Genomic DNA, 12,927 nt, shown 5'->3' with positions numbered 1-12,927 from the left:
AAGTTATGTCAAATTTCAACGTCACTCCATCCGGAATAAGGGATGTAGGCTTTCTTTTGGAAGACGAAGCCATCGAACAAATCAAAATGTTATGCCATCAACACCTAGCCACTTTCCATCAATATCCTCAAGAAAAGTTTTCAGGACAAGGGATCGTGATGTGTGCCGGAGGAATAAAATATTATACCTGCGCCTACGTTTTAGTAAAACATTTAAGATATATTGGTTGCCACCTACCCATCGAAATCTGGCATCTTGGTAACGAAATGTCTAATGAAATGATAAACGAAATTGAACAATATGGCGTTAAATGCCGTAACTTCTACGACATTTCACCCACCCAACTCAGTGGCGTTATGCTAAAACCACTCGCCATGGTTAACAGTTCGTTCAAAGAAATCCTGTTTCTGGATGCAGATAATATTCCCTTAAAGGATCCATCTTTCCTATTCCAATCAACTGAATATACTCAAAACGGAGCCATATTCTGGCCGGATTACTGGTTAACCTCACCTGAAAATCCTATATGGAAGATCACCGAATGTGAAGAGTACCAGGTACCTGAACAAGAAAGTGGCCAGATATTAATCGATAAATCCCTTTGCTGGAAAGCGCTCAACCTTGCCCTTTTCTTTAATGAACGTGCAGACATCTTCCACAAAATGCTCTACGGTGATAAAGACACATTCAAGTTCGCGTGGATATTCCTCCAACAATCTTTCCACATGATTGTAAAACCGGTTGCCACCTGTGGATATATTAGTGATTCAGATGGTTTTACCGGAACAACCATGGTACAACACGACTTCAGCGGCCAGCCACTATTTATGCACCGGAACCTGTTGAAATGGAGCGTTACCAGGCCGGGAGAAAAGGTATGGAAAATAGTCCGGGACTTCATCCCAAATGCTCAGGAAAAGGGCTATGAATTGCGTTACAGTAAAAATGGCCATTTCTATATTAACCTGACTGGCGATATAGCAGATTATTCCTTCGAAGAACTATATCCTCAACTAGAGCAAAAGCTACTAGATATATTAAATGAATTTCGTCAAAAGCCATCTTATGCAAGATTTTTGCAATACGCACATTATCTTGACGAACGCTTCGATGTATATAATAAATTTACACTCGAGGTGTAGTCTTACTGAAAATCAGGCTATCATCAGCCAACTGTTGATCGAACATCATTTGAAGGGTATTCAGGATCTCAGGTCCTGAAACCTGTTTGCCCAGGGAAGGAATAGTAAGCACGTCAAAAGCGCTAAGGGTGGACACTAGATCCGTCACTGATATATTTGCCACATTGATCAAGTGATGTGGGATAAACTCCATCATTAATAACTCGCAGGATTCGAGTATTTTCGGCATGCCTTTCAGCGCAAAATACTCCGAACCCTCAATATCCATCACTACGATATCAAAACTTCCGTCCAAAAGAACATCTAGTGCGGCGCCCTGTACCTGGATTTCATTTGGTTTATCATAATTATACATGAAAGCGTCTTTAATGGGTTTTCGTTTACTGCCTCCAGAGTTAGCCCTATTTTGAATAAAACTGATCACGGTATCGGTATCATTCGCTGCCACATTAAAAGCCAAACAATTTTTCAATCCATTCAGTAGGATATTTTGCTGTAATAACGTAAAAGAAATTGGATTTGCCTCGATAACGGTCACCTGACCGGCAATCTTAGCTATTGGAATGCACAAGGCACCGATATGCGCGCCTACGAAAAGCACTCTGCTTGTGGGATTTACAAAAGCCGAAAGTTTCGAAAGTTCCTCTGCAGAATAAGTTCCCGAATGCCTTAGATACTGTCCTACTACAACATCTTCAGGATCAACCAAAAACTTACCCATTTGACTATCTACTAGAATAGCAGAAGAAAAGTGTCCAGCGAGTTTTTTCATAAAAGAGCCGTGCCGCGCCAACTGAAGATAACTCTCCTGATCAGCGTCCCGGTCCTCAGGCTCTTGATCTCTAAGGGCAATAATCTGGTTTAAAATATGATGAACATATTCCTGATCAGCTGCTGACCATTGGGATATAGCCTCTAGGGTGGTTTTCAATTCTTTTAACATATAATCTGAAAGGGATTAAATAGCAATTTCGCCATCGCAAAATCGAAAAACAATACCTCATTTCTCAGCAGGTTATACGAAAACTAGCATTTCGAGGACCAATTAGGTCAAATCCGGGACGAATGCTACGTCTGGTAATCCAGAGATTCTTTTTTAGTCTTTATGCTGATATTGACAAAAAAACAGTCATCAACAGCACCGAAGTTTACCAAACTATCTGCGGCTTTCACCGATTTGATACGCTGTTCTAGATTTACCAGCCCCCTATTTGAACTATGAGCCCTCGCCATTGGTGCAATCTTATTCCACGTACTGATCTCCAAACTATTCGCAGAATGAACAACAGACATTATTCCAGGAGTATCACCACCTGATAGATCACCGTGTTTATACATGTTTTCTATCAAAGTAACCAAGATCAAAGGAATAATCCTTACTTCTGCAAGGTCACCTTCTAACTGCAAGTCGAGATAAAAATTCCGCGCATGAATATTGCTGAAAATCCATATAAAACTTTTTACCTGTTCAATTTCCTCGAGTATTGGAATCTCCACATCATGATCATCAATGTCAATCGCAAAACGCATCAAATCGGCTAAATGAATCACCATATCCCCGCCAATTTCGTCCGTTTTCCGAATTCTTCTATGAATAAAGCTCAAGGCATTAAATAACAAATGAGGATTAACCTGAGCCCGCATGAATGCATTTTTGGATACCTCCAGCCGCTTTTCCATAACTTCTTGTTGAATAATACTTTCCAAGTGCGCAATACGTAATTGTGCGGCGTGTCTTTTTTCCATCCAGTAATTTTTAAAAAAAACATAGCCTGTCGATATCATGATGAAAAAAATGGAACGGTAAGTCGCACCAATGATAAACTTGTGGTCGATACCTAAGAAGTTTCCCGGAAGAGATTGGTTGTAATCTGTAAAGTAATGGTTTAAAGTACCCAGCAACAGTCCATAACATATCATTTCAGCCAAAACCAGGGGAGCTATACTTACCAAACTCCACCGTCCACGGTTCACTATCAACATTCCGAAAAAGTGTGCGTGTAGATAAAACAGGTTAATATTGAGAAAATAGTGTACGACGTAGTTTTCCATTTTTCCGAATCTACCAGAGAAAAATCCGGTAAGCACAGATTCATAGAAAATATAAACCATCCAGCATAGAAGATGAATCCGATATTCTTGGACGAACCGCTCGAAGTTTTTATTGATCACTAAAAATAAACTGTTCATAGCAGAAGTGAGTGTTTGTATCCCAGCGGTTTTACACCCCTGGCTTGACTGATTATGTTCGAAAAAAAAATATGAAGAACAACAAGAAGTTAGTTAAGAGAACAGTATTCCGTTATCTGTCTAAAACAAAAACCTATGGAGACACCACAATTGATCCAACTTTTACGTCCCTCACCTATACAGTAACAGGAGTGATCAGATAAATGACATAAGCCACGTTGCAAACTACAATTTGATACGCGGCCTCAAAACTCTGCTATTGACAATATCATGAAGATGTTGGCGGTAACTTTCGCTAATGGTAAACTTAGATCCACCGGTCATCGATAAGGTATTGCCCTCCATACTTTCAATGTGTTCCTTGGATACTACAAAACTACGATGCACCTGCACAAACAAATCCGGTCGGGCTAAAATCTCGATTGCTTCTTTAAGACTAAGGTGAGTTGTAAATTTGCGTTTCTCGGTATGGACAGTAATATAATTCAACTGACTTTCCAACGCCACAATATCTGCAAAACGTACTTTCACTAATTTCGTGTTTTCGTCTCTACTCTTGATATAGACGTAATCCTGTTTTGGCTCTAGGGCCGTAATTTCCGATTTTACCAGAATCTTCTGCAATTCCCGGAAAAATCGAGCAAAATTAAAAGGCTTTAAAAGAAACCCAGTCGCATTGACTTCAAAGGCATCCAGTGCATACTTGGAATGAGAAGTTGTAAATATAATATAGTGGACATGCGTTTTGACAAGAGAAGAAAGTTCCACTCCATTAATCACTGGCATATCCACATCCACAAACATAAGATCAATTCCCCCTTCATCCTTTACATATTGCAAGGCATCTATCGCATCGTGAAAGGTCCTCAATAATTTCAACTCCGGCATTCGATGAATATATTCGGTGATATCCTCAATCGCTGCCACATCATCGTCTACTACAATGCATCTTATACTCATTTTCTATAATTGATTAGTTAAATATTTCCCTTCACGATGATAAGCTGCTACCACCTGAGAGCGTTTTTTTAGTCCAGAGACGAATTCAAATATATCATTTTAGCCTGAAAGTCATAAAAAAAAGTCAAATCGAAATATAAAAAAAAGCCCATTTCATACATCCTAAATCGATTAAGTTTTAAATAGACCTTTTTCTTGCATGGCGCGGATAATTCACTATAACGCCAGAGGTGATGGATACTCAGGAAGATTAACCAGGTGAACCTAGATCTGGTGAGGAGATTGGATAGGGATCGGTATTCGAAATTGATGCTTTGCCTTTGTCGACTCAGTGTTCGAGGGTGCTTCCATCCAAAGGTTGTACTGTTAAAAAACAACTTCAGAAGCGGCGAAAGCCGGAAGTTGTCTGCAGACCTGAATAGTTGTATATTGCTATAAATTGTTAACAGTTCCCTGTCTGGTTACTGAAAGGGAACTCCCACTCGCTAATTTATCATGACAGAACGTTTTTTTAAATTTAGGGGGAGATTCGACTTCTCCGCACATCCATATGAGATAGGCAATCCTATATTCTCTAACAGAAAATTAGAAGATAATTTCTTTGCACTGAAGCTTTATGGCCTGCCATACGGTGAATATAAAGCATTTTATGATTTCCATTTAAACCATTATCTGCTACGGAACCCGGATGGAAGGGAAACTTTCTTCCGCAAGGTAAACCAGAGCATCCAAAGAAGAATTACTTTTTATTCAGCTAAAAACCCATTTAAATCTGAATATGAAATTCACTCTGCCAACCTGGATAAATTAGAAGCCTTCCAAGGATTCTTATATACCATTGATGAGTGGAAAGTAAACACTTCGACAGAAAAGATGCTGCGTCAAAGGGATGTGGAAATTGCGTTGCTCAAAGATGAATTAGCAGATTTACAGACTCAGCTCGATGAAATATTGCAGTATGAGGCGAGTGAAAAAATTGTAATCAACAGTGGTAATATAGCGGCATTTATGGATCTCATGCGCCAGTTTCAAAAACTGATGCTGCCAAATGGCAAAAGACTGGTGAGCACTCAGGGGCATAGTCCATGGTATAAGATGATTGCAAAGAATTTTGTTCATGGAGATAAGCCAATACCTTTGGCAACTGCACAGAATTATTTTTCTTCTGAAGACTCTTCTAAATATATTTTCATATCTGACAAGGATAGGGCTTTTGATATTGTTCCGGTTAAGCCTGTTAACCAACATTAGCGTAGTTTAAAGCGCAGTGATGCCCAAACACCTCCATTGGGCATCTGATTACATGTTTCTGTTCTCACCTTTGATGTTAAATCTCCAAATAGATAGCTTCTTGTTATGGCTAGCTGGAGAGCATTGATCATTAAATTTTAAGAGACATGAACTTAGACCTGGTTACCAAAAGTGATCTGCTTGAACTAAAAAGCGATCTGATCGAAGAGATCAAAAAAATTGTTCCGCTCCAAACGGCAATGCCTGATGAATACCTCAAAAGTTCTGAGGTCAGGAAACTGATGAAAATTTCTGCAGGTACTTTGCTGCACTTGCGGGTCAGCGGTAAACTGCCCTTTACCAAAATTGGCCGCATCGTATATTTTAGCCATGAGGATATCAGGCGGATCCTGGGTAATGGTACGCCAGAGAATGCGGTTGTCAAACGATTATTTCGGGGGGAGGCACATGGGGAGCATAAATAGAAACCTTGATTATCTCAAAGACCGGATTTACGCGGATCAAAGGCTTTCGGCGTTTCATGTGAGTCTCTTGGCTGCGCTGATTTTTGCTTCGGAAAATTCTGGGTTGACTCACCCTTTTCAGGTCAGCCGGAGCAGGCTCATGCGTTCATCCAAGATCTATTCAACCTCAACTTATCATAAGTGTATTGGTGAACTTCAGGTTTTTGGGTACATCTTTTATAGCCCATCCTATAACCCATTCCTCGGAAGCCGGGTATCTTGGAACCTGGAAAACGAGACTGTGTTAAGTTGCAATTTATCTTAAGGATCTGTGAGTATAACATAATAATCTGAGCATTTTAAAATAGTTTTTTTGAATAATTCTTATGGGAGATTTGTTGGGATCGGTCTTTCACTAAAAAACTTTGAGGGGTTATGGCAGTATGCAAAAGGTCCTTTTTCATTTCCAAAAAAAGGAGCAAGCGGTGGTTGGGCAGAGCCTCACCATCTTAGCCTTTACGCTAGCGTAAAGGCTGTTTAGAGAACCCTCCGGGGGTTCTCTTGGCCGCTGGTGGCGATAGGATTAAAGAAAAAGGAACCCTTTGCAGGGTTCGGGATATACAGATATATGCATAGTCATATAGCTGCATATCTATGGGGCAATATATACCGTAATGTATATAACAAGTTAATTAATGAACAACGAAGAGCTGAAAATGGAAACGTTAAGAACCATAAAATATAATGCACAGATCGCGGTCAAAATGGATAAGATCGCGCAAAAGCTTGGCCGCCCGAACCGGCTGGTTTTTGCGCAGATGGTGGATTACTTCTTTCGGAGTAAGAAAGATCCACTGGACATTAACGATGAGCTATTGAAGAATACACTGCTCAAACAGCACAAGGATTACATCGGTTTTATCAAGACCCAGGAAAATGACCTGCTTATTCCGATCAAAAGAGAGGTGGATCGGATGACGGGTAACCAACGTGATATCAATAACATTCTTAAAGAGTTGGAGAAAAAAAGTGGTACGCTAGCTAGTGGACAGGATGAACTTTTATCAGCTGGAAAAAACTACAGCAGCAGACTATCGAATACAGATGTAGTGCTTAAAAGCATCCTAATGAAACTATCTACCAAAGAGCAGCTTAAAAAACAGTTTCACTACATATTAGGCACTTACATCAAAAACAGGGATGCTTTTGGTACAATGACCTCGGCCAAGGAGAAAGAGGACCTGATCAGGATCGCCAAAAACCAGATTGACCTTTTATAACGATGTTCATCAATATTACGGACAATAAGGAAGCGAGTAACGAGGGCAGCAGTGGAGGATTGGTAAATTACCTGGAAAAGGAGAACCGCACGGAGGAGCTAAAGCAGCCGGAACTATGGTTCAATGGAAACCATCAGGATGTGGAGGCCTATGATGTGCGCAGGGCACTGGATGGAAACAATGCCAAGCTGGGGCGACATGAGGCGAAGTTTTTCCTGATCAACATCAGCCCAAGCCAAAAGGAACTCGAGCACTTAAGGAAATCGGTTGGGGATTCTGATATGAAAAATGTGCTGAAAGCATATACAGAGAAAGTAATGGATGAATATGCCAGGAACTTTAAACGAGCTGGGATTGCCGGCAATAAGGATTTGCTCTGGTTTGGTAAAGTGGAGCATAACCGGTATTATAGCCATAAGGATGCAGCGGTTAAAGATGGTAGCCGGAAGCGCGGAGAAAAAAAGAGTGGAAACCAGCTGCATATACAGGTAATCGTCAGCCGCAGGGATATCACCAATAAAATAAAGCTGAGCCCTATGAACAGCTCGAAAGGTAAAAATGCTGAGCACTCTAAAAAAATGGGGCAGTTTGACCGGATGGCTTTTAAGCAATGTGGGGAGCGTTTGTTTGATGAGCAGTTTGGCTTTGAGCGCAACCTCAGGGATACCCTGGCCTATGCCAATATTTTAAAGAATGGCACTTTACAGCAAAGGGAGCAGCTAGATGTTCTGCTGGAGGGTGCTGCTAAAAGTTATCAAAGTAGATCAGTAGCCAATGATCTTGCTCGTGATGTAGATAAAGGATTGTTTTCTTCTGTCGGTGATATGTTGCAGGTGACAGGTAAATCAGTTGGAGACTTTTTAGAGGTATTGATAGCGCCTGTTTATGTTCCCGATATTGCGGCTGATACTGTTGAGGAGGCTGAAAAACGGAGACGTAAAAAGTCAAGGAAGCGGGGACGAGGTATGCAACGTTGAATCCGAACGTTCGGATAGCTCAAGTTCAAAAAAAGCAAACAGACAGCTTGGTTCTCCCCTCGCACATTTTCGGCCTGCAAACCCAATTCTCTGGGCCGTCCCTTCTTTTGCTTCTGCATATACCGAAGAAAAAACCTAATTATTGTGCCAACTGAACATAGGTTGATTGTCATAATATTGTAAACACAGCAGGATTCTTACCAAAAAGTATTCGGCATTTTTGCCATTTTTCTTGTATTTGGCCCATGAATCTCTTCAAGAAGTAATAAATGTTACCTCGAAACATTAAAAAACTCACCTGGAAGTAACATAAATTCCACCTGAATTATGATTATTTCCCTACTTGCCATAAAAGGCTGAGCTTTTTCCATAATTATAAAGGTTTTAGTAACAATTAGATAAAAATTAAGGGGGTGGCTTGGGGTGGCAGTTTTTGCCACTTGACAGATATGTGATAAGGAGTTTCATTTGCATTTATGGTGTTAGAAAAAATTGTGAATTCAGGATATTTTAAAAGGATCGTGAGATGAAAATTTCTGATGTGGGTAAAGCCAACACTTTAGGCTGATGGATCTGATGGCGAGGTATATGTCATTCACATGGTCATTTATGTCGTTCGCATGGACATTTAGGTTATTCACATAATAAATTATGATATAAACAAATAAAAATCCAATATGAAGTGCATTTGAGCAGGCGAAATTGAGTAAGGGGTTGAGGTAATCATTATGGTTGATAGAGATACAGATGGTTATTGAGAAGTAGTTTTTGTTAGTGCCCTTAGGACAGGTTATATAATAATTCGACAAGGATATATAATATTTTTTGTTTTAAGGGCCTTATTTATTAGCTATTGCAAATGACTGGCAAAGGTGTTTTTTTATCCTTCGGTCATGGTGCAGGAATTTTGATGGTATGGAAAATTTAAACTTTTATTATGATTGACAACATTCAATATGATCTACTGATCGGGCAGCTCGATTGGTATGGCTATGTAAGCCCGGGCCTGCGTAAGGTGCTTCGTCCATTGTTAAAGTTGGTAGAATATCAATCTACACAGATTATCAAAAACGCAGGGGAAGCGGAAAAGTATATCTGGTTTATCCTTGATGGATATATCCGTTTTGTCAGGCCGGCACGTGGAGAATATCCAGCGAGGACGGTTAGGTTTTCTTTTCCGGGCGCTATCACCAGCGAAGGCAATCCTTTCGGTCAGTATCAAAACAGAAGTGATATTGAGGTGCTAAAGGGAAGTTTACTGGTACAGGTTGAGATTGCGGCAATTTTGAAATTAAGCGCCCGTTTTATGGAACTAAAGAAAATTGCGGATGGAATTGAAGATAATACGCATACCTGGGGTTTAATTGAATATCACTGCAGAAAGGCAAAGGGTAAAAAAGCTTTTTACGAAGAATACAGATCAGATCATCCGGACTTATTTAAAGCCTACCCGCATGAACAGATCCTTGATTATCTACTGATTTACGATAACAGTTACCTGTGAAAATGGAAAGACTCATAGATAAACTATTAAACCTGCGGACTGCGGAAAAACATCTTGTTGATTGTTTGCTGGATATTTTTGTGCCTAAGGTTTTTGAGAAAGGTTTATTGGTGAGTACTCCGGAATATTCTTTTCCGGTAATCTATTTTATCGAACATGGGCTGGTAAGGGGTTATTTTGTTTCTGGCCAGGAGCAACATACAGCCTGGATTATGGAAAGCGGTTTCTTTTTACCTTCTGCAGGTTTTTTTACCGGTGATTTATCAATCGAGTATATTGGCTTTCTTAAAGAAAGTAGAGGATTTGCGCTCAACCTCGCAAAGGCAGATGAGCTTGCCAGGAAAGAACCCCGCCTTTACCGGATGCTGCTGGAAATCTACGAAGAAAGTCTACATGCTGGTAAGGAGAGAGAGCTTATGCTGAGGATCAGCAATGCTGCAGATCGATATCTTTATTTTAAACGGCACCATCCAAAACTCATCTATCTTCCCATTCATGATATCCTGGCATCGATTCTGAACATTGAATCAAAATACCTCTACAGGATAAAGCGATTATACCGTTAAAAGTCTTAAATGGTATCTTATTCCACCTAAATCTGTCATAAAAATTTGAGTATTTGCCCTAAATTAAAGAGATTGAAATCTACCAAAATACTGTAGGGTTTGTCATCTGGATCCATCCGAACTTTAATCTGTAATCAGATAATTGTTATGGAAACGATAAAAGATACAGGAAAATATTCTGTAAAATCAAGCGGCGCGAAATTCCCAACATGTTCATATCTCAATTCTTTGGGATTGTTTCTGCTCATTTTGCTTTGGTCTTATGCCCTGTTTATAAAGCTTGCTGATTTAGCCCTGTTTCAGCGACAAATGCACCAGCAACCTTTTTCCAGTGCAGTGATATTGGTGCTGATTTATGTGGTGCCGATTCTGGAAGCCTCGACAGTCATTCTTCTGATTTTAAACCAGAGGAAACCGGGATTATTGATTTCCCTGTTGCTACTCTTTGGCTTTACCATCTATGTCATCCTGGCTTTAAGTCACTTCTTTCCCAAAATTCCATGCAGCTGCGGAGGGATGATCTCTAAGATGAGCTGGAAGACACATTTCTGGTTTGACATATTTTTCATGGTTATAAATGCTAACTGTCTTTTTGTTGAATTAAAAAAGAAAGGGGGACGCCGGGCACAGTACTGATTAATTAAATGCCCGGCAGATAAACCCGGGATGAACCATGTACTTTGCCGTTTATCCGGTCAGGCTGAAGTGCAACTATATATTTAAACTAAACTTTTTCGTCTGCTTTTTCAAAAGCAATAAAGCAGTAATTACTATGCTAAAAAGTAAAATTTTAAACCTTGCAGCCCTAATGTTGGGGTTCGGTTTAGTGTTGACACAAAGTGCCTTCACACCCGGTAAAGATTTATCGGCAGAGAAAAGGGTTAAGTATACTTTTCATTATACCGGTCCTTCTGCGATGACTGTTGGCGATGTTGAAACTGAAAGTAACTGGACTTATGACCCTGATGGACTTGAATGTCCTTCTGGTACTGACCAGGCTTGTTCTATCCGTATTGAGGATACTTATGTTAACAATCCTGGCACCCCTTCTGCTACATTAAAAGCAAGTGCAAATCTGACTGCTTCTTCAACAGCATTCGGGGCTGTAGTTACCGGATCAGCAGATGGATCTATTACAAAGTTGAACCGCGAGGCAGAGTAACCCGATCAACAGTGTGATGAACTTATCAATTAAACCAGGAGGTCTTTCGGCCCCCTGGTTTTTCTTAAAAATAGCTAAATTTTTGGCTTAATTTTGCGCGATGCCGGATTCTTCAATGATGTCTGATGGGATGGGCAATGCAAAATAAGACGAGTTTGGAGGTAAAGTAATCAGTTGGTTGTTGATCTTCCTTGAAATTACAATATTGGCCCCTTCCCGGTTATATCTTTTAAGATCAATCCATCTAAGTCCTCTCATTAGCAACTCTTTTCTTCTTTCAAGACGTATTTTTGAAAGTACATCTTCCCGGTTGGTTCCCAAGACTGGTACAAAGACTACCGATCTATTCCAGCGATTTTTTAACAGTGTATTAACATCCGAAAGAGCAGCTGTCAGTTCACCCAAGTATGCATTGCATTCAGCCCGGATCAGAAAAAGTTCGTCTGTGGCCAATCCGGTAAAAAAAACTGATGTTGCCCCTGTGTAGCTACCTTTATACTGGGGGTATCCCGAGACAAGATTAAAAAAGCCTGTTTTTCTTAGATCAGCATTGGCATAGTCTGCATATAATGTCGTGTCTATCCTTCCCCTGGTTGCAGTATGCAGAACCTGGATCTGCCCCATTTCTGCATAAAAAATTGTTTCAGGGTTAAGTTTTTTAAAAGGTATGGCCGCAGTTAGGGCTCCGATGAAAGCGTCGCCATTGTAGTCCATCAGGGTAGAATTTATTTTTAGCGCTTCATCGGAATAGAATTTTGCCTCCTGATATTTCCCCATAAATAAATATGTACGGGCCAGCAATGCATTGACAGCCCCTTTAGAGGGTCTCATCAGGTGGACCGGGTACACGGGCAAAAGTTCCAGAGCTGCTCTTAAGTCGGAAATAACCTTTTGATAACAATTACGGACACTGCTGCGGACCGATGGCACATTGAAATCGGAAGATAACCTCAGCACTATACCCAAATCTGCATCAGCGGTCGCCTCATTGTATACCTTGGCATATTGCATGGTAAGATTGAGCGTATGGAATGCCCTGTAGAATAATGCCGATCCCTTGATATTGTCCCACTGCATATTATTGGCGGAATTTCTTTCTACATTTTCCAAAAGGTCCAGGCTTAAATTCGCGTTAAAAACCGCCTGATAACCCAGGCTCCAGTCATTTGGGAAGCGCGTATCATTGGGTTGCCATCTATAAATGGCCTGGAAACTAACAGGAAGGGAATTAAACGTAGCAGGCAATAAAAAGAAATCGTCTGCCGAAGACTCGTTCATAGAGGGAGTGGTCTTTAAGTTCAGCAATTCTCCGTCATCCAGTATGCCCTGTATATCTGCCAGGGTATGCGGGGTTACCAGCTTTGCATTGGATTTAAGGTCCAGATATTTTTTGCAGCTGCCAGTCACAATAACAACAAGCAAAAGCATGATCAGTAATTTATATTTTTTCAT

At 40.4% G+C, this 12,927-nt stretch carries 13 protein-coding genes; 9 read left to right on the top strand and 4 right to left on the bottom strand.

Annotation, left to right across the window (positions count from 1 at the left end):
- Positions 1-5 precede the first annotated feature (5 nt).
- Positions 6-1,142, top strand: coding sequence for a hypothetical protein (locus ASE74_RS21890; protein ID WP_055914097.1), 1,137 nt, complete (start codon positions 6-8; stop codon positions 1,140-1,142).
- Here the strand turns inward: ASE74_RS21890 and ASE74_RS21885 are convergent.
- From ASE74_RS21885 to ASE74_RS21875, 3 genes are all read right to left on the bottom strand, one after another.
- Positions 1,126-2,085, bottom strand: a complete 960-nt coding sequence (locus ASE74_RS21885) for an FkbM family methyltransferase (protein WP_055914094.1) — start codon at positions 2,083-2,085, stop codon at positions 1,126-1,128. The two genes, ASE74_RS21890 and ASE74_RS21885, sit on opposite strands and share 17 nt — an antisense overlap.
- Before the next feature lie 125 nt (positions 2,086-2,210).
- The gene (locus ASE74_RS21880; protein ID WP_082458892.1) at positions 2,211-3,332 is read right to left on the bottom strand and encodes a sensor histidine kinase; all 1,122 of its coding nucleotides are present in this window, start codon (positions 3,330-3,332) and stop codon (positions 2,211-2,213) included.
- Positions 3,333-3,557: 225 nt separating this feature from the next.
- Entirely contained in the window at positions 3,558-4,292 is a 735-nt protein-coding gene (locus ASE74_RS21875; RefSeq protein WP_055914088.1) for a LytTR family DNA-binding domain-containing protein, read from the bottom strand.
- Positions 4,293-4,787: 495 nt separating this feature from the next.
- Here ASE74_RS21875 and ASE74_RS21870 point away from each other — a divergent pair, with 495 nt between their 5' ends.
- From ASE74_RS21870 to ASE74_RS21835, 8 genes are all read left to right on the top strand, one after another.
- On the top strand, positions 4,788-5,543 hold the full coding sequence (locus tag ASE74_RS21870) for a hypothetical protein (protein ID WP_055914085.1): 756 nt from the start codon (positions 4,788-4,790) through the stop codon (positions 5,541-5,543).
- A 146-nt stretch (positions 5,544-5,689) separates the two neighbouring features.
- Complete coding sequence (locus ASE74_RS21865) at positions 5,690-6,007, top strand: helix-turn-helix domain-containing protein (RefSeq protein ID WP_157255502.1); 318 nt, start codon at positions 5,690-5,692, stop codon at positions 6,005-6,007.
- A 674-nt stretch (positions 6,008-6,681) separates the two neighbouring features.
- Positions 6,682-7,266 (top strand): BfmA/BtgA family mobilization protein, encoded by a 585-nt coding sequence (locus ASE74_RS21860; RefSeq protein WP_055914082.1) that lies wholly within the window; start codon positions 6,682-6,684, stop codon positions 7,264-7,266.
- A gap of 2 nt (positions 7,267-7,268) precedes the next feature.
- The gene (locus ASE74_RS21855) at positions 7,269-8,243 is read left to right on the top strand and encodes a DUF5712 family protein (RefSeq protein WP_055914079.1); all 975 of its coding nucleotides are present in this window, start codon (positions 7,269-7,271) and stop codon (positions 8,241-8,243) included.
- 937 nt (positions 8,244-9,180) lie between these two features.
- Complete coding sequence (locus tag ASE74_RS21850) at positions 9,181-9,747, top strand: hypothetical protein (RefSeq protein ID WP_055914076.1); 567 nt, start codon at positions 9,181-9,183, stop codon at positions 9,745-9,747.
- A 2-nt stretch (positions 9,748-9,749) separates the two neighbouring features.
- On the top strand, positions 9,750-10,313 hold the full coding sequence (locus tag ASE74_RS21845; RefSeq protein ID WP_055914073.1) for a Crp/Fnr family transcriptional regulator: 564 nt from the start codon (positions 9,750-9,752) through the stop codon (positions 10,311-10,313).
- Between the two features lie 147 nt (positions 10,314-10,460).
- Positions 10,461-10,949 carry a MauE/DoxX family redox-associated membrane protein gene (locus tag ASE74_RS21840; RefSeq protein ID WP_055914070.1) on the top strand — a complete coding sequence of 163 codons (489 nt, stop codon included), beginning with the start codon at positions 10,461-10,463 and terminating at the stop codon, positions 10,947-10,949.
- A gap of 136 nt (positions 10,950-11,085) precedes the next feature.
- Positions 11,086-11,475: a hypothetical protein gene (locus tag ASE74_RS21835; protein ID WP_055914067.1), complete on the top strand. Its 390-nt coding sequence runs from the start codon at positions 11,086-11,088 to the stop codon at positions 11,473-11,475.
- Between the two features lie 87 nt (positions 11,476-11,562).
- Here the strand turns inward: ASE74_RS21835 and ASE74_RS21830 are convergent, their stop codons facing one another.
- Positions 11,563-12,927 carry a RagB/SusD family nutrient uptake outer membrane protein gene (locus ASE74_RS21830; protein ID WP_055914064.1) on the bottom strand — a complete coding sequence of 455 codons (1,365 nt, stop codon included), beginning with the start codon at positions 12,925-12,927 and terminating at the stop codon, positions 11,563-11,565.

The organism is Pedobacter sp. Leaf216, assembly GCF_001421515.1.
In the GTDB taxonomy this organism is placed as follows: domain Bacteria; phylum Bacteroidota; class Bacteroidia; order Sphingobacteriales; family Sphingobacteriaceae; genus Pedobacter.
The sequence above is the reverse complement of the archived record's forward strand: the minus strand, read 5'-3'. Positions and strand labels throughout refer to the sequence as shown.